The organism is Streptomyces sp. NPDC059852 (genome assembly GCF_042731455.1).
Taxonomy (GTDB): Bacteria; Actinomycetota; Actinomycetes; order Streptomycetales; family Streptomycetaceae; genus Streptomyces.
Genome location: NZ_JBHWJK010000036.1, coordinates 49,531 through 66,640, shown reverse-complemented (window position 1 = coordinate 66,640; position 17,110 = coordinate 49,531). Strand labels below are relative to the sequence as shown.

The following is a 17,110-nucleotide window of genomic DNA, read 5'->3' as shown; positions in this document are numbered from 1 at the left end:
CCACCCGCGTACAACCAGTACGCGGGAGTCCGCCCGGCACACCGAGAGCACGCACCGGACACCGCTCGGCCCGCCCTACGGGCGAACGACGGGACTTTGCGGACACGACCTACCGCATTGCTTGCCACTTGGATCGCTGACCGCGCGGTGGGCCGTCCCACAGGGCTCGGGCGACCCCCGCCCCGGCAAAGGAAGCCGTCATGATCCGTCAGATGCACGGCAAGCGGACGTATCGACACCGGACGCGATCCACGGCAACCCATCCGTTGCACTGCACCCGACAGAGGCCGGCCCAAGAGGCGGGACACCTGATCGTCAGCGACGCGGCCTGTCTACCGCGCGATGCGACGCCGGGTGATCAGTCCTTGCCGGTCCGGATGCCGTCCAGTGCGAAGCCGAGGACCCGGCCGCGCTGCTCGTCGCTGACGTAGCCGGTGGCGATGATGCCGGTGATCATGCGCAGGACGTCGTCGAACGACGCGTCGCGGCGGGCCTCGCCGGCCTCCTGCGCCCGTGTGAACAAGGGTTCCCCTGCCTCGTACATGGCCTTGCGGGCGTCGCGGAACATCGCAGAGTCGCGGTTGAGCTCTTCGGAGATCGCACGCTTGGTGCCGACATAGGCGACGAACCGCTCGAGCCAGGTGCTGAACGCCTGCCACGGAGGCAGGTCCGCGACATCCCGGGCGGCGTGGCACAGCTCCTCGACCTCGCCCGCGTAGACGGCGTCGAAGAGTGCTTGCCGCGTGGGGAAGTTGCGGTAGAGCGTGCCGATACCGACGCCGGCTGAACGAGCGATGTCCTCGAGCGGGGTGCCGGTTCCCTGCTTGGCGAACGCCGTGCGGGCGGCGGCCAGGAGTCTGTCGAAGTTGCGGCGCGCGTCAGCCCGGTGCGGGCGGCGCACGGCCGCACCGAGAGCCGAGGGCGTCCTGTCGTCCACCATGATCCTTCGACGCGATGGGCTCGGAGGCGTGCCTCCGCGGCAGTGGAGTGTGTCCTCCGGTTTTCCGGAGGGATCCCTCGATTCTACCAAGGCCGAATGCGCTCACCGCGGACCTCACGGCACTCCGTCCCGCCCGCCCGCGAACCGCACGGGACAGAACCGAGGGAACTGTGGCTCCCGGCCATGCGGATCACCCATGTACCTGCCGGGCTGGTGCACGCTCTCGCGTGAGCCGGCCCGGACGAGTCACAGTGAGCGGATGAGGCCACCGTCGACGCGCAGGATGGCGCCGCTGACGTAGTCGGCCAGGGGGCTGGTCAGATACGCGACGGCCCCGGCGACCTCCTCCGGAAGCCCCAGTCGGCCGCGGTCGTTGGGCAGCAGGTGCTTGGTGGCGTCACGTTCGATGTCCTCCCAGGTCTCGCCCCAGCCACGGTCCGGGGCGATGCCGGTCAGCAGGTCCTTGACGGCGTCGACGAGGATCGCCCCCGGGGCGACGGTGTTGGAGGTGACGCCGGTGCCCGCGAGTTCCCGTGCCAGGGAGACGGCCAGGTTGTGCCGGGCGGCGAGGGTGGCGTTGTAGTGAGGGTGCCCCGGCATCGGCGTGATGGCGAGACCGCCGCCGATCTGGATGACGCGGCCCCAGCCGCGCTCGCGCATCTGGGGGACCAGCCGCTTGATCATGCGGACCCCGGACAGCACGTTCGCCTCATAGGTCTCGCGCCAGTCGTCAATGGTCGCGTCGGTCCAGGTGACGTGCCGGTAGTAGCCCGCGTTGTTGACCAGGATGTCGATCGGGCCGTTCGCCAGGGCCCCCGCCGCGACCGCGTCGGCGCCTTCGTCGGTGGCGAGGTCGCCCAGGACGACCTCGGCGCGTCCGCCGTCGTCCCGGATGGTCCGGGCCACGGCCTCGGCGCGCTCCTTGTCGCGGCCGTGCACCACGACCGTCGCCCCCTCGGCCGCGAGGAGAGTGGCGATGGCCGCTCCGAGGCCCGAACTGGAGCCCGTCACCAGGGCGCGCTTGTCGCTGAGCTTGTAGTCCATGTCATTTCGCTTTCGTTCTTCGCGGCCGCAGATGCGGTGCCGTCCGGACGCGTGCCGGACGCGGTGTGGCCGCGGTGCTGACGCATGGGGAGACGCCCTGCCCGACCTGGAAGAGGAGACTCCTCAGTAGCGGAGGGCATCCTCCACTTTAGCGGAGGATGCCCTCCGGTTCAAATAGGGCGAACGAGTCTTGTAGTCGCCGATCTGTAGCGTCAGCTGAGGTATGGCTTCACCGTCCTCCGCGAGTCACGGGGAACGCAGGCGGCGAGCAGAACTGATCACAGTAGGCACACGGCTCCGCCCGTCCGAGTCGGCAGAGGTCTTTACTGACCCCGATCCGACGGTCGCTACAAGCGGGAGCGGTGGATCCACCCGCTTCCGATGTGGACGGAAACGGGGCGTCGCCTCAGTAGCCGTCTTCGGGGCGAACACGCACGACGGCCACGGCCCGCGACCGCTGGTGCGGTGGCACCCCTCCATCCGGCCGCGTGGCCCGGCCCGTCGCGGGAGCGGGCGGACCTCCAGGTGTCCAGGGGTGGCGACTGCGAGCGCCTGCGCCGATGGCTCGCTGGAAAACTGCGTCCGTACAGTCGGCCGGCCCGTCGATTGGTACGGAGGAAGGGGTTACGCCGGCGGCAGTTCGACCGGGTACGACTCGGCGAAGTCGGCCGAGCGGCTCACCGCCTCCCAGGCTCCCGCCTCGGCGAGCTGGCGGCGGGAGTAGTCGAGCGCCAGGTTCACCGCGTCCACCCCGAGAAGCAGATGGCTGGGAACCTCGCCGCGTCGCACGGTGCGGACGATGATCTCGGCGGCTCGGTTCGGGTCACCCGCGCTGCCGGCCGCGCCTTGGCGCACTCGGCGGTTCATGGCGCCCACGGTGCTGTCATAGGCGTCCGGTGCGGCGTGGACGGTCATCGAGGAGCCGGCCCAGTCGGTCGCGAAGCCGGACGGTTCGACGACCATGAACCGCACGCCGAGCGGCGCGGTCTCCGCGGCCAGGGAGCGGGTGAAGCCGTCGACGGCAAATTTGGCCGCCTGGTAGGAGGCGATGCCCGGGGAGCCGCCGACGCGTCCGCCTACCGAGGAGATCTGCACCACGGTGCCCGAGCCCTGCTGCCGCAGAACGGGCAGCGCTGCCTTGGTCACGTGGTAGACACCCCAGAAATTGGTCTCGAACTGGGCGCGGAAGTCGTGGTCGTCCGAGGTCTCGACCGGAGAGACGTTCGCGTAGCCGGCGTTGTTGACCACGACGTCGAGGCGGCCGAAGCGGTCGAGCGCGGCGTCGATCGCCTCGCGGGCCGCGTCCGCGCTGGTGACGTCCAGCGGCAGCGCGAGAACTCGGTCGCCGTAGGTCTTCAGCTCCTCGGCGAGGGTCTTGGGGTTGCGGGCGGTGGCGACGACGAGGTCGCCCGCCTCGAGGATGGCGGTGATCAGGGCGCGTCCGAGACCGCGTGAGGAGCCGGTGACGAACCAGACGCGCTGGTGGGTGGTGCGGGCGTCGGTGTTTTCACTCATGCTGATAGTGAAACACCGTTCTCTTAATAAGGCAACATCGTTGTGTTATGTGTTCCTATGATGGCCCCATGACGCACCCAGCCTCCTTCCAGCGGGCCCGCAGCGCACAAGCCAAACAGGCACGCGAGACAGCGATCCTGGAAGCGGCCCGCAGGCTCGGCCGGGAACGAGGCATCCGGGACGTCACCCTCACCGACATCGCCGCCGAAGTGGGCATGCACAAGTCGGCCCTGCTGCGCTACTTCGAGACCAGGGAGCAGATCTTTCTCGAGCTGACCGCCGAAGGCTGGCGTGAATGGTCCGCGGACCTCCGTGCTCGGCTGCGGGCGTGCGGTCAGGCGGACCCCGCAGGCGTCGCCGAGGCCTTCGCCTCGACGCTCGCGGCACGTCCCGTGTTCTGCGACCTCCTTGCTCAGGCGCCCCTGAACCTGGAACGCAACGTGTCACTGGAGGCGGTACGCGCGTTCAAGCTCGTCACCCTGCACGAAGTGGACCTGATCGGCGCTGAGATGAACCGCCTTCTGGGTCTGGACGAGCACCAGGTGCTCGATCTGGTCTCCACCGCCACCGGGATGGCCGGTGCCCTGTGGCAGATGGCCAGCCCGGGCCCCCGTCTGCGTGATCTCTACACCAGCGACCCCCGTCTCGGACACGCCATCGTCGAGGTCGAACCCCGCCTGCGCCGCATACTCACCGCATTCCTGGCCGGTACGACCACCTGACGGCTCCCTCACCCGGGCGCTGCCCCGGATCGATCCGGTCCTGACGGAACCGGATGCGAGCCGGCGGGTGCCTGCGCGCGCCGCCGCGGTCGGCGGCCGCCGCGAGCGCGGCCGGAGGGGGTGCCCGCCCGGTGCGCGCCCGGCAGCGGCCCCCAGCCGGGCGTCGACTGTGGCGGCGCGCGCGAAAGGCTCACCGGCGCCGGCCGGCTCGAACGTCCGCGGCTCTTCCGTGGCAGTCCGGCGCGGCTGGATCGGGCACCGATAGGGGCGCGGGCCGTCACGCCCGTAGCCCCCGGGGGCCGTACCCGGTCCATGGGATGGCGGGACTGCGGCGCGAGTCACCAGCGGCAGGGCCGCATTGAGCGCGCCACGAAATAAGCGGAGGAACACCTCCGTTATAGTGGAGTAGCGCCTCCGCTTCTCCGTGAGGTGCTTCCTCTGGCTGCCCGCTCGGCGAAACGCACCCTGGTTCGCTCCGCGCCCGGCCACCCGCATACACGCGCACGCTCACCCTGCCAAGGACTTCCATGCCCCGCCCTCTTTCCTCTCCACGGCTGATCCTTGCCGTGCTCGCCGCTGCCGCCGGCGTCTTCGCCATGCTGCAATCCCTGATCAGCCCAGTGCTGCCGACGATCCAGGCGGACCTCGGCACCAGCCGCTCCACCGTCACCTGGGTCCTGACCGCATGGCTGATGTCCGCTTCCGTCGCCACCCCGCTCCTCGGCCGTCTCGGTGACTCCCTCGGTAAACGACGCACCCTGCTCGTCGCCCTGGGCGCCGTCTCGGCGGGGTCCCTTCTCGCCGCACTCGCGCCCAACATCGGTGTCCTGGTCGCCGCCCGGGTGGTGCAAGGACTCGGCGGAGCCGTCTTCCCGCTGGCCTTCGGCATCGTCCGGGACGAATTCCCCGCCGAACGCGTCGCCCCCGCGATCGGTTCCCTGTCCGCGGTCCTGGCCGGTGGAGGTGGCCTCGGGCTCGTACTGTCCGGGCCGATCGAGACGCACCTCGGATGGCGCTGGCTCTTCTGGATCCCGATGGTGGCCGTGGCCCTCACGGCAGTCCTGGTGCGGTTCCTCGTCCCCGAGTCGCCCGTGCGCCACCGCGGCCGTATCGACTGGCGCGCCGCGCTCCTTCTGTCGGGCTGGCTCGTGGCGCTGCTGACCCCCGTGAGCCGTGCCGGCGTATGGGGCTGGGGCTCACCGGGCGTCCTGGGCCTGTTCGCGCTCGCCGCGATCCTGTTCTGCTGCTGGATCGCTGTCGAATCCCGCTCGGCCGATCCACTCGTCGACCTGCGCATGATGCGGCTTCCGGCGGTGTGGACCACGAACGCCGTCGCGGTGCTGTTCGGGGCGAGCATGTTCGCGGTGACGGCTTTCGTGCCGCAATTCCTGCAGACGCCCGCCACGGCGGGTTACGGCTTCGGCCTCAGTGTGAGCGAGGCAGGACTGCTTTCCCTGCCCATGCTCGCCGCGATGTCGGTGGGTGGGATCCTGTCCGGCGCGCTTTCCGCACGGGTGAGTCCCAAGGCGCAACTCGTGGCGAGCGCCCTCCTGAGCTCTGTGGCCTGTGCGGCCTTCGCGCTGCTGTCCGACCAGCCCTGGGAAGTCGCGACCGCCGGCGGCGTGTTCGGACTGGGCCTCGGACTGGCCTACGCGGCCATGTCGACCCTGATCGTGCGGAGCGTACCGGCCCACCGGACGGGCGTGGCCACCGGCATGAACGCCAACATCCGCAACATCGGCGGGGCGATCGGCACCGCCGTTGTCGCCACTCTCATCACGTCGAACCCGCTGCCGGGCGGACTGCCCCGGGAGAGCGGATTCACCCACGGTTTCCTCCTCCTGACCGTCACCTCGGTGGTCACCGTGGCCCTCGCCGCCCTGGTACCAGCCGCACGGCACCCGGGCACCGCCGTCGCCCGGCACGCGCAACCGCGCCGCAAGAGCGCGCACCCGCAGTGACCCATCCCCTCTGGACAGGGGGCCGCCGCCCGCGCGGACGAAGGCGCTTCGACGCCGGCTCGCAACCCGCTCCCGTTGCGGCCCCGTGCCAGCGGTGCTCCCGTGGACAGACAGACCATGCAGAGGTCCCCGCACAGTGCGACGCGGCGTCGCCCGGATCACCCATCGCGGCCGGCCCGCCCGTTCGCCGGCCCGTCCACACGCCTGCCCGGGGAGAAAGAGACATCCACGCATGCCCCTTCACACCGACATCGACGTCCGCCACCACCGCGCCACCGTGGGAGGCCTCGGCCACCACTACGTCACGGCCGGTGCCGGCCCGGCGCTCCTCCTCCTTCACGGTTTCCCGCAGACCAGCAGGGAGTGGCACCCCCTGATACAACGTCTGTCTGGCCGCTTCCGCGTGATCGCCCCCGACCTCCGCGGCATCGGCGGTTTCCCCGGCCCGGCCAGCGGCTACGACAAGTTCACCCTCGCCGACGACATCAAAGGCATCGTCGAACAAGCGGGAGCCGACGGCCCCGTACTGATCTGCGGCCATGACATGGGCGCCTACGTGGGCTTCGCATACGCGCTCCGCCACCGCGACAACGCCGCCGCGCTCGTCACCGTCGACGCCCCACTGCCCGGCACACAGCTCGGCGACAGCCTCGCCACCAACCCTCGTACCTGGCACATCCCCTTCCACAGCAACGTCGACGTCGCCCACCTGCTCATCTCCGGTCGCGAAAGGGAGTACATCGACTACTTCGTCTCCTCACGGATCTACGACCGCGCCGCGGTGACCCCCGACGACATCGACGCCTACGCCGCCGCCTACCGCGCCCCCGGCGCACTTCGGGCCGGCCTGGAGATGTACCGCGCGTTGAGCCAGGACAGCGCGGACAACAAGGCGGCGCTCGCCGAGGCACGGCTCACCATCCCGTTCACCGCCGTAGCCAGCGCAGTCACCGCGGTGCGTCCCGCGCTGGAAGAGATGGCCGGGGAAGTCGCCGAGAAGGGACAGGTGGAGATCGTCGACCGGGCCGGTCACTGGATCCCGGAGGAACGCCCCGACCGACTCGCCGAGATCATCACGGGCATCGCCGCACGAGCGGGACACCACATCGGAACCGGGGAGGCACGATGACCGGCCGGAACGTTCCTGAGCTGACGTTCTGGCCAGGAAGCATGGCGAGCCTAGGCTTCATCGCGGTGCTGGACGCCGCGAGGTCCGGGGGATTTCCCGCCACCGCTCTGAGCCCTCTCACCCTTCACGAACTGCTCGTCTCCGGTCATGACTGGCAGTGGATCCGCGCGGAGGCGGAAGCCAGGGGCGTGCGGCCGGCGCACCTAGACGGTGCCGCGAGCTGGGCACCGATCCCGTACGCGGACGACCTGCCCGCACCGCTCAAGCAGCGCTTCGACTTCACCGACACCGAGGTCCTCGACCTTGCGGAGGCCGCGGGCATGGACTCCGTCCTGGCGTGCGGGGCGTTCGCCGCGGGCACAGTCCCCTTGGACGAACTGGTCACCTCCTATGCCGCGTTCTGCCGGATGGCGGAGGACCGCGGGCTGCGGGTCGAGCTGGAGTTCGTGCCGTTCTGGGGGATCCGCGATCTGGCCACCGCATGGGAGATCGTCCAGCGTGCCGACCGTCCCAACGGCACGCTCATGGTGGACACCTGGCATCTGCTCAGGGCGTCGGACGAGCCGCAGGCCGCCCTGGACCTGCTGTCGGACATCCCGAAGGAGAAGGTGACCGGCCTTCAGCTCGCCGACGCCTCCCTCTCTCCCCAGTCCGACACTCTCTTCGGCGAGGGCCGGTTCCGCCGCTTTCCCGGCGATGGCGAACTCGACCTCGACACCGTCATCCGCCCGCTCCTGGACAAGGGAGGTCTACTGACCGTCGGGGTCGAGGTGTTCGGCGAGGCCATCGACGCCCTGACCACCAAGGACGCCGGAGTCCGCGCCGCCGAGACGGTACAGACAGCACTGGCCCGCGCGACACGATAGAGCCCAACGATTCCGCGCGTCATGCCAGACGGACGCGGGAGCCGACCTGAGCTTGGCCGCCTGTGTCCTCCTAGGCGCCGTCCCGTAAATGATCTCTGAGCGGCTTCGGGCCTGGTGGGATGTTCTGCTGAGGGTGGTCTATCCAGCAATGGCGAGGTTGTACAGCCGCGCGATGCCGAGCATGGCGTAGTGGACGCCGTCGCCTTTGAGACGGCAGTCGCGGAGGATTTTCCAGGTCTTCATGCGGGCGAAAACGTGCTCGACGCGGGCGCGGACCTGTTTGTGGGACTTGTTGTGGGCCTGCTTCCAGCAGGGCAGTTCCTCGCCCTTCCGACGGCGGTGAGTCATCACGAGTCCGGTGCCCGGGTAGCCACCGTCGGCGATGGTCATGGTCGTGCCGACGGCGGCCTTCGCACCGGAAGCTGGCGCATCGTCAGGTTGGTGCGCCAGTATGCGGCGACCAGCAGCGTCCGTTCCTCCAGCGGAAAACTCCGCTGCCGACCGCGTCGGGCCGCGTCAACCCCAGCGCGACGCAGTACCGTCACCAGTTTCCCGAACTGCCGCGGGCTCAGCCCGGAGAACGGGGCTATCCAGGACCGGCTCCGACGCCGTGATCACACCAGCCACACCAAGATCATCCCAGCAGCCCTATCATCCGATCCATAGAGATGACCACCGTTGAGGGGGCCGATAGAGATGACGGCAGCACGTACGGCAGTCGCCGTGCTGACCACATGGGCCACGTTGATCTTGCTTCTACTTGCGCCGTCGTCCCTGCCAGAGCGCTGGCGCTACTACATTTACTCTCCAGCGAGCGTGGGCCTGTGGCTGCTGACCATGCTCGTCGCCCCTGTCGTGGTCTGCATCGTAAAATGGCCATGGATCAAGTCGGGCGGCAGGTGACCTTCTACTTGCATACGAGCCCGCGAACTACCCCGTAACGCCTGGTCATCATCGTTGACGGGACCGCCCTTAGCCCGGTGCCGACCAAGCGAAGGGTCAGTCAGCTCAGAACCCGTGCCAGTACCTCGGCCTCGCTGATCTCCGGATGCTTGGTGGCGGTGATGAGCGTCAGGGTGCGAGTTCTCGCGATTCCGCGCAGGTGCTCCAAGGCTTCTGTCCTTTCCGGATCAGCAAGTTCTTCGCGGTAGCGGCGTTCGAACTCCTGAAACCGGTCCGGATCATGGTGGTACCACTTGCGGAGGTCACTGGAGGGTGCGATCTGCTTGCACCATTCGTTCAACGCGGCCTTCTCCTTGGTCAACCCACGAGGCCATAGACGGTCGACGAGCACCCGCACCCCATCCGATTCCTCGGATTCTTCGTAGGCTCGTCGTACCTGCACTGCGTGAAGCATGCCCATGCCGACCCCCATGCATCTCTCGGTTCTTGCGCCGCGCCGTGCGCCCGGAAAACTCGGAGGCGAGGTGTCCGACATACAACGCTACCTGGGATTGCCTGGACGGTCACGCATGAGCTGAGGACGGTGAAACATGGCCCGTCGTCCTCAGCCTCCGTAGCATCTGAAGAAGTCGGCCATTCGGAGGTTCTCCTACTGACCCGCTTACGAGGGCAGAGATCACACGCAGGGCGCAGTAACCACCATTTGTCGAACAGGTTTCGAGCCCGCATACTCGCCGGTCGACTTCCGGACGGCACTTGCGCCTACGGGGGTCCACACCGTCACCAAGAAGAACCGTAAGCCTTCTCGCGCATACCAACACCGCCCGGTCCGGCACACGGGCCACATCAGGAGAAGATCATGAAAGACAGTTCCCTCGAGGGACGTTGCGCACTGGTCACCGGCGCAGGTGCCGGCATCGGCCGAGCCTGCGCGAAGGCACTCGCGGCACAAGGTGCGACCGTGGTATCCACCGACATCAATCTCGAGACAGCGCAGGAGACCTGCGACCAGATTCGCGCGTCGGGGGGAACCGCAGATGCCTTCGCCCTGGATGTAGCGGACAACGCCGCATGGGAGTCGGTCCTTGCGTCCGTGCGGAGCCTCCATGGGGGTGTGACCGTATTGGTCAACAATGCGGCACTCAAGGCATCAGTAGCCGGGGACGGGGCACTGCTCGATACTCCCGTCGACGTCTGGGACAGGGTGATCGCTGCCAACCTTCGAGGCCCCATGCTCGGCGCACGCCACGTACTTCCTGACATGGTCGCCGCGGGAAACGGCTCCATCGTGATGATGAGCTCCACGGCAGCCCTGCACAGCGTCGCAGGCTTTGCAACGGCCTATTCGTCGGCAAAGGCCGGCATGATCGGACTGATGCGCACCATCGCGGCAACGTACGGCACCCAAGGAGTGCGCTGCAACGCGGTCGCCCCCGGAGTGATCATGGTTGGCGACGACACCGAAAGCCAAGAGGCCTTCCGCAAGTCCAGTGGGGGACTAGTGCAGCGCCCCGGACAGCCGGAGGACATCGCAGAGACGGTCGCCTTCCTGTCCAGTGACGCTGGCTCCTACATCAACGGGCAGGTCCTGGTGGTCGACGGAGGCCTCACGGCCCACATGCCCGGCCTGTCCCATGGCTCGAGTGCCTGACCACACTGAGGAAGATCCACAACATTCCGCGACGCCCGCGACGACCGGACGTACTACTCCTTGCCTGACATACTGAAGGACCCAGCATGGAAATCATCGACGGCCAGCTTCATGCCAACCAGATCGGCCCCAACTGGCAGGAAGTGGACCTTGAAACCACCCTGAACGCGGCGATCGTCGCCATGGATGCAGTGGGCGTGCGCGGTGCCGTGATCGACGAATTCACTGGCCTGGATGCCCAGTTCCATATGCTTCCTGGACGTCACCATCCCAACGGCGCGTGGCGACCTGAACGTCCTTTCTCACAATTGGCAGCCAGCAGGTATCCAGATCGGTTCGTCTGGCTGAGCCGCGTGGACTACAAGGACCCCGATCTCGAGCAGGTTGTCGCTGCGCTACGCCGGCAGCCCGGATGTGTGGGCATCCGTGTCCACGCCGGTCATGACGGCAATACTTGGCGTGACCCGGAATTCGAGCGGGGCGGATACAGCAGGTTGTTCGCAGCGTGTGAGTCCGAGCAGGTGCCGGTTTTCATCATGGTCACCCCCCGCGTGGAGACCCTTGAGCCGTACTTGCATAAGTTCCCGGACTTGAAGTTCGTCATCGACCATATCGGCATCGCCTGGCCGGCCGAGGACGCAGCACCGACGGAGCGTTACAGTCGCCTGGACAAGATTCGATCCATGTCCAAGTACGCCAACTTGCACTTGAAGTGGTCGCACATCGAGCGCTTGGCCGGCGAACCGTATCCGTATCCTGACCTAATTCCACACTTCCGCAAAGTAGTCGATGCTTATGGCGCTGAGCGGATTCTGTGGGCGAGCGACCATACACAGGCCATAAAGCCTGGCCTGTCGCCTCACCCGGCTCCCTACTCTCACAGTTTGCACTATCTGCTCGACTCGGACGCCTTCTCTACGGCCGAGAAGGAATGGATGCTGGGTCGCACTATTCGAAACGTCTTGCAGTGGAAGCCCTAAGACGTCATCTCATGTGGCGAGTCTGACGAGCTTCCTGTAGCAGATCAGGGTGGCTGCGAGGCTGAGGAAGGCCGCGAAGTGTCGGCTCTTGCATTCGTAGCGCACGGTCAGGCGCCGGTAGTTGAACAGCCAGGAGATGCTGCGTTCAACCTTCCACCGGTAGCGGCCCAGGCGTTCGCCGGACTCGATGCCGCGTCGCGCGATCTTGGGTGTGATGTTCCGGTCCCGTAGCCAGCGGCGGAGCTCGGGGTAGTCATAGCCCTTGTCCGCACGGAGCTTCGCGGGTCTGCGGCGTCGGGGGCCGCGACGGGAGCGGACAGCGGGGATGGCCTTGACCGGCGGCTTGAGAGCGAGACTGTCGTGGGTGTTGGCGGCGGAGACCGCAGTGACCAGCGGCAGCCCTTCGGCGTCGGTCAGGACGTGGAATTTGGAGCCGGGTTTGCCCCGGTCGACCGGATTCGGTCCCACGAGCTCACCCCCCTTTTCGCCCGCACCGAGGCGGAGTCGACCAGCGCAGCGGACCAGCCGACGGCCCCGGCGGCGCCCAGCCGGTTGAGGACCGCGGCGTGCAGGCGCGGCCACAGGCCCGCCCTCGTCCAGGCGGTGAACCGGCGGTGAGCGGTGGCCGGACTCACGCCGAAGCAGGGTGGCAGCCGCCGCCAGGCGCACGAGGTGGTCAGTGCGTACACAATCGCGGTGAACACCTTCCGATCCGCCAGCGGCGCCGTCCCACCACCCTGCCTTCGGAGCCGGAACGGCGGTATGAGCGGCTCCGCTATCTCCCACAGCCCATCCGGGACTAGGTCCCGCTCAAGCTCCACAGCCATAGCAGACGATCATGCCCGAAAGGTTCCTGAGCCGGCCAGCGGCTGCAGTCGCGCCCGCACCACGGCCTCGTCATGACAGCGCGATGATGGCCGCATGTTCTATGAGGACCTCAGCCCCTACACCTATTGGGAAGACGGCGATGAGTTCAGCGACCTCACCGACGGTATGCGTTTTGTCAGATTCCCGCCGACCTATGTACGCCGCAATATCGGCTGGTTGGCAGCTGGCCACCGCTGGATGAACGGTCCGGCTTCCGAGGATTTCACCGACAAGCTCCTGGCCATCCTCGACGCCCAGCAGGTCAACGCCATGCTGGGCCTGCACGAGTGCGACCTCTGCCCTGCATCACTGCCAGACTCACATCCCTGGTACACACCCCGGTCGGGACACCTGCGCGCGAGCGCCGGAACCGGTGAGATCCGCGTTCCGGGCACCCTCGGCACCGCCTTCGCAGCCCCGCATCTCATCGGCCACTACGTCGCCGACCACGGCTACTTGCCGCCTCAGCCATTCATCGACGCCGTCCTCGCCTTCGACCCGTACGGCCCCTGGGCCGCACGCTTTCCAGGGATCAGATTCCCCTGGATCCCCGACGACGCGGTACTCCGCCATGTCGACGACGAGTGACTCCCTCATCTCGACATCCATCGAAGCGGAGCATCACCACGTGAGACCACCTCTAAGTACGACCCCTTGACCGGCTGAAGCAAGTGTTTCCAGCAGCCGCACCAACCGGTCAAGTTGAGCTTGCGGGAAAGCGGGGAAGCGCTCGGCCGGAGCAGCGGCCCGCGGTTCAGGCAGGATGTGCGGCCGCGGGCCACTCCCTCGCGTCAGTCAGGTGATGTCCGTCCTCGCGGCTGGTCGAACGCCACCAAGAAGCCGACGAGCTGGATCACCACCTGGAAGTCCACACCTGGCGCCGCACGCTAGCCCGGTGAAATGTCGCCCAACCCTCAGAGACCAGAGCAGCAATGACACCCCGTGCATGCGAGGTGGTCGTGATCATCCGGACAGCGCCTGAAGCGGCAGCACCACTACCCCGTACGCAAGGAACGAGAAAGCTGCCGCTACGGCCAACACGAGTGCGCGTTCCCTATTGCTGCGAGCCAGCAGTGGTGCGAGAACCGAGATGCCGAAGCAAGCCCACGCCTGCGTTGTGTAGTGCAGGTACCAGCCGAAGAGCAACGCCTCCATTCCGAAGACTCCCGCGACACTGGCAAGCCCGACGACCCGAAGTCGCGTCGTCCGACCACGCAGCCACCAGTGGCCCGCCGCGCCGAAGAACGGCCCGGCGATGCAGGCCATGAACAACCACACGAGGGGGAAGAACAGGCGGCCCATGCCGTCTCGTCCCAGCTCCGCATACCCGTAGTAGCCCACGACCAGGCCGACTTCGGCTCCGATGCCACAAAAGACCGCCAGCCAGATGGAACCGCGTCGCGCGACGAGGGCCCCAGTCACGAACGCGACGACGCACCACACGGCACCAGAGTTCGCGATCTGGTTCCACGCACCGGGCAGCCATCCCTGGGCGAGGTTGGTGAGCACTCCGAGGAGGAGGCCGCCGAGCGCCGAAAGGATCACTAGGCTGCCACGCGTTCTCCTGGAGGCCATGGTTGGACGGTCAGTAGTCAGGAGCATGTCGCCTCCGGGGTCGTAGTCGAGCGAGACGCGACTATACGCTCTTTGTATACACGCAGTGCATACAGGGGGAGATGAAGGTGCTTCGCTCGCCTGCGAGAGATGTCGGGCAGTCGGGCGCAGCGAGACCGCAGGGGGTCCGCGGTGGCTCCCGCCTGGGGTGGCTGACCAGTCCACTATTATTGTCCGACCGTTCGTTCAAGAACATGCTAGTCTACTCAGCGACCCGATGCCTGGTTTGCCAAGCCAAGGACATGTGGGTCATCGGACCCGGCAACCCTCGCGGACATCCAGAAGCTTGGTCCACCCACGGCCACCTCATCAACGGCGGAACTGCTGATGTTCGACTGTGCAGGCTCCCAGCCGTGTGAGCCGCCACAAGAAGGCGATCACAGTAGTGACCAGGTACCGCAACTGTGCTCCTGGCCCGCCTCCGGCGGCCGCTGTGCAAGCGACCGCCGGCGCCGAGTCACCGAAGCCCCATGTATGGACCTGCGGCCGCCGTGGCGGAGCGAATCGGAGACGGATGGCGCGTGCGCGGCAGGTGGCCCTACAAGACGAGCACGCGACGGCCTATCAGGAACCCCCAGGAGCTTGCACATGAACGAACGTAAGGGCCTCATCCTTGACTTCGGTGGTGTCCTCACCACGCCGCTGCTGACCTCAGTCACCGAGTTCGAGCGTGACGAGGGACTTCCCCAGGGCAGCATCGTGCGCCAGCTTTCCACCGACCATGAAATCCTTCGCCTCACCGAGGACTTGGAACGCGGCTCCGTCACACAGGCAGAGTGGAACAAGGTCGCAGCCCTGCGGATCGGGGTCAGTCCCGGCAACCTGTTGGGGCGGATATTTTCCGGACTGCGACCAGAGCCGTTGATGTACGAAGCGGCGATGGCCGCCCGCCGGCAAGGAATCCGGGTCGGTTTGCTGTCGAACAGCGTAGGCAGGGATCCCTGGGACCTCTACGCCGACTGCGATCTCGACACCACATTTGACGCGGTGCTGATCTCGGAGGATCACGGGCTGAGAAAGCCCGAGGCGGCGATATATGAGCAGATGCTCAAGATGCTCGAACTTCCCGCCAGTGCCTGTGTCTTCGTGGATGACTCCCCGCACAACCTCCCCCGGCTGCCGCAATGGGCATGGCCACGGTTCAAGCCCAGGAGCCACGGGCGACGATCACCGCCATCCAGAACCTGCTCGGAATCAACCTGCTCTCCTGACACGGTGCCGGCCATCATTCCCAGCGAAAGTCTCGCCGCTGGCTTCGTTGCAGTGAGTGTGTATGGCAGCCCGCGATGCCTGATCCCCGCAGTCCCGAAGACCATCGCTCAGCAACCATCGGCCACGAACGACCAGCCAACGTCAGGCTCTGCACATCCGCATACTCGACCGAGCCCCAACGAGCGTGGCCGGTGGAAACCATCCTGGAGTGACCTTGCCACTTGCCCGCCGGTTCTATGCCCCTGTGGTCCTCCCCATGGACCCGACCTGTTCAGTGATCCGAGACGGAGTCGTAGACATCACCGCCGGCGGCCGCATCTCCTATTGCGGTCCTCGGGCCGACGCCCCGCCCAACAGCGGTTCAACCCCTGTACGGCTGACCGGAATCCTGATGCCCGGGTTGGTCAATGCCCACGCGCACAGCGCCATGACGCCCCTCCGCGGCGCCGGGGGAGACTTGCCGCTGATGTCCTGGCTCAACGATGTCATCTGGCCGGCCGAGGCGCGCATGCGTCCCGCCGACGCCTATGCGGGCATGCTGCTGGGCTGCATAGAGATGCTGCAGCACGGGATCACCACCAGCGCCGAGATGTACATGCATGCCGATTCAGTCGCCCGAGCGGCCCTCGCAGCGGGCAGCCGAATACTGCTGGCTCCCGCCTACTTCGACGGGCCAGGAGCGCCCTGGCGGAGCGCTATGCGCGAGATCGACGACTGGATCGACACAGACGGCTTGAGGTTCGGTCCTGGTGACCGTATCGAGCTGGGCTACGGCCCGCACTCCGCCTACACCCTCCCGGCGAAGGCCTTGCTCGCGACGGCCGAATCGGCCGCCGCACGGGGAGCGCTCGTCCATATACACGTCGCCGAGTCCGTGGAGGAGGACCGGGAGCAGCGTGCGCGATACGGATCGGTGCCGCGGCTGCTTCAAGAGACGGGGCTCATGGACGGGAGGCTGCTCGCGGCACATGCCGTGCACCTCTCTGCCCAAGACATCCGGCTCCTGGCCGAGCACGGTGCGGGAGTTGCGCACTGCCCCGGATCCAATGCCAAGCTGGCCTCGGGAATCGCACAACTGACCGCGCTGCGGAAGGCGCCAGTCGCAGTCGGACTCGGCACGGACGGCCCCGCGAGCAACGATGACCTCGACCTCTGGGAAGAGATGAGGCTGGCCATGATGCTGGCGCGAGTCAGCACTCAGGATCCGCTGGCTCTGACCGCCGCTGACGCGTTGATGCTGGCGACTCGGGGAGGGGCGGCGGCCCTCGGCCGAACGGACGTCGGCGGGCTGAGCTGCGGAATGTGGGCCGACATGGTCCACGTCGCCGTAGACGGCCCGCACTTCGCTTCGGGGATCGACATTTCCGACGAGCAACTGATCGCGAATTTGGTCTGGGCGGCAGGCTCCCGTGCCGTCCGTGACGTGTGGGTTGCCGGTGAGCAAGTCATTGCCCACGGCGAGTCGACACAGGCCGATCGGATGGACGCACAACGAGCCGTGGCGGTGTCGGCCTCGCACCTGCTGGCGACAGCGTAAAGAGCGCACCAGAAGGGATGTGGGGGAGGGGCCCTTTGATCCGGCCGGTGTTCTGGCGTGAGCAGGCCAGCAGAAGGTCGTCCTGCGGGCCTTGTGACCGACGGGGGAGCTCGCCCGGGAAGCGGTGAGTCACTCGCCGGACCTCGCGGGGTCGCGTATCCCATGGAGC

The 17,110-nt window shown here is 67.2% G+C and carries 14 protein-coding genes and 2 pseudogenes; 9 read left to right on the top strand and 7 right to left on the bottom strand.

Going from position 1 to position 17,110, the window contains the following annotated elements; translation table 11 throughout:
• Positions 1-358: 358 nt before the first annotated feature.
• The 3 genes from ACFV46_RS31340 to ACFV46_RS31330 form a co-directional block, all read right to left on the bottom strand.
• Positions 359-940, bottom strand: coding sequence for a TetR/AcrR family transcriptional regulator (locus ACFV46_RS31340; protein WP_385500736.1), 582 nt, complete (start codon positions 938-940; stop codon positions 359-361).
• A gap of 246 nt (positions 941-1,186) precedes the next feature.
• A complete protein-coding gene (locus ACFV46_RS31335) occupies positions 1,187-1,984 on the bottom strand; it encodes an SDR family NAD(P)-dependent oxidoreductase (protein WP_361934570.1) in 798 nt (265 codons plus the stop codon).
• 624 nt (positions 1,985-2,608) lie between these two features.
• Positions 2,609-3,499, bottom strand: coding sequence for an SDR family NAD(P)-dependent oxidoreductase (locus ACFV46_RS31330; protein ID WP_361934573.1), 891 nt, complete (start codon positions 3,497-3,499; stop codon positions 2,609-2,611).
• Between the two features lie 68 nt (positions 3,500-3,567).
• Here ACFV46_RS31330 and ACFV46_RS31325 point away from each other — a divergent pair, with 68 nt between their 5' ends.
• The 4 genes from ACFV46_RS31325 to ACFV46_RS31310 all read left to right on the top strand — a co-directional run bounded on the left by ACFV46_RS31325 (position 3,568) and on the right by ACFV46_RS31310 (position 8,177).
• Positions 3,568-4,221 carry a TetR family transcriptional regulator gene (locus ACFV46_RS31325; protein WP_361934576.1) on the top strand — a complete coding sequence of 218 codons (654 nt, stop codon included), beginning with the start codon at positions 3,568-3,570 and terminating at the stop codon, positions 4,219-4,221.
• Between the two features lie 527 nt (positions 4,222-4,748).
• Complete coding sequence (locus ACFV46_RS31320; protein WP_361934579.1) at positions 4,749-6,182, top strand: MFS transporter; 1,434 nt, start codon at positions 4,749-4,751, stop codon at positions 6,180-6,182.
• Positions 6,183-6,414: 232 nt separating this feature from the next.
• A complete protein-coding gene (locus ACFV46_RS31315) occupies positions 6,415-7,311 on the top strand; it encodes an alpha/beta fold hydrolase (protein WP_385500735.1) in 897 nt (298 codons plus the stop codon).
• A 41-nt stretch (positions 7,312-7,352) separates the two neighbouring features.
• Positions 7,353-8,177, top strand: coding sequence for a sugar phosphate isomerase/epimerase family protein (locus ACFV46_RS31310; protein WP_385500733.1), 825 nt, complete (start codon positions 7,353-7,355; stop codon positions 8,175-8,177).
• Between the two features lie 138 nt (positions 8,178-8,315).
• Here ACFV46_RS31310 and ACFV46_RS31305 read toward each other — a convergent pair.
• Together ACFV46_RS31305 and ACFV46_RS31300 are read right to left on the bottom strand one after the other, a co-directional pair.
• Positions 8,316-8,804, bottom strand: a pseudogene (locus ACFV46_RS31305) (transposase).
• 376 nt (positions 8,805-9,180) lie between these two features.
• Entirely contained in the window at positions 9,181-9,540 is a 360-nt protein-coding gene (locus tag ACFV46_RS31300; protein WP_385500732.1) for a DUF488 domain-containing protein, read from the bottom strand.
• Positions 9,541-9,939: 399 nt separating this feature from the next.
• On the opposite strand from ACFV46_RS31300, the gene ACFV46_RS31295 reads away from it, so the two are divergent.
• Together ACFV46_RS31295 and ACFV46_RS31290 are read left to right on the top strand one after the other, a co-directional pair.
• Entirely contained in the window at positions 9,940-10,731 is a 792-nt protein-coding gene (locus ACFV46_RS31295) for an SDR family NAD(P)-dependent oxidoreductase (protein ID WP_385500731.1), read from the top strand.
• 86 nt (positions 10,732-10,817) lie between these two features.
• Positions 10,818-11,711 carry an amidohydrolase family protein gene (locus ACFV46_RS31290; protein ID WP_385500730.1) on the top strand — a complete coding sequence of 298 codons (894 nt, stop codon included), beginning with the start codon at positions 10,818-10,820 and terminating at the stop codon, positions 11,709-11,711.
• 9 nt (positions 11,712-11,720) lie between these two features.
• On the opposite strand, the gene ACFV46_RS31285 is transcribed toward ACFV46_RS31290, so the two are convergent.
• Positions 11,721-12,538, bottom strand: a protein-coding gene (locus tag ACFV46_RS31285) for an IS5 family transposase (protein ID WP_385500729.1) whose coding sequence is annotated in 2 segments (ribosomal slippage) — positions 11,721-12,188 and positions 12,191-12,538 — 816 coding nt in all. Because the reading frame shifts where the segments join, the coding sequence is not laid out codon by codon here.
• A 94-nt stretch (positions 12,539-12,632) separates the two neighbouring features.
• On the opposite strand from ACFV46_RS31285, the gene ACFV46_RS31280 reads away from it, so the two are divergent.
• On the top strand, positions 12,633-13,166 hold the full coding sequence (locus ACFV46_RS31280; protein ID WP_385500728.1) for a hypothetical protein: 534 nt from the start codon (positions 12,633-12,635) through the stop codon (positions 13,164-13,166).
• A 375-nt stretch (positions 13,167-13,541) separates the two neighbouring features.
• Here ACFV46_RS31280 and ACFV46_RS31275 read toward each other — a convergent pair whose 3' ends face one another.
• Entirely contained in the window at positions 13,542-14,153 is a 612-nt protein-coding gene (locus ACFV46_RS31275; RefSeq protein WP_385500726.1) for a DUF6518 family protein, read from the bottom strand.
• A gap of 366 nt (positions 14,154-14,519) precedes the next feature.
• Between ACFV46_RS31275 and ACFV46_RS31270 the strand changes: the two are divergent.
• Both ACFV46_RS31270 and ACFV46_RS31265 read left to right on the top strand, forming a co-directional pair.
• A pseudogene (locus ACFV46_RS31270) lies at positions 14,520-15,245 on the top strand (HAD family hydrolase); the annotation flags it as partial.
• A 367-nt stretch (positions 15,246-15,612) separates the two neighbouring features.
• The gene (locus ACFV46_RS31265) at positions 15,613-16,941 is read left to right on the top strand and encodes an amidohydrolase family protein (RefSeq protein ID WP_385500725.1); all 1,329 of its coding nucleotides are present in this window, start codon (positions 15,613-15,615) and stop codon (positions 16,939-16,941) included.
• Positions 16,942-17,110 lie beyond the last annotated feature (169 nt).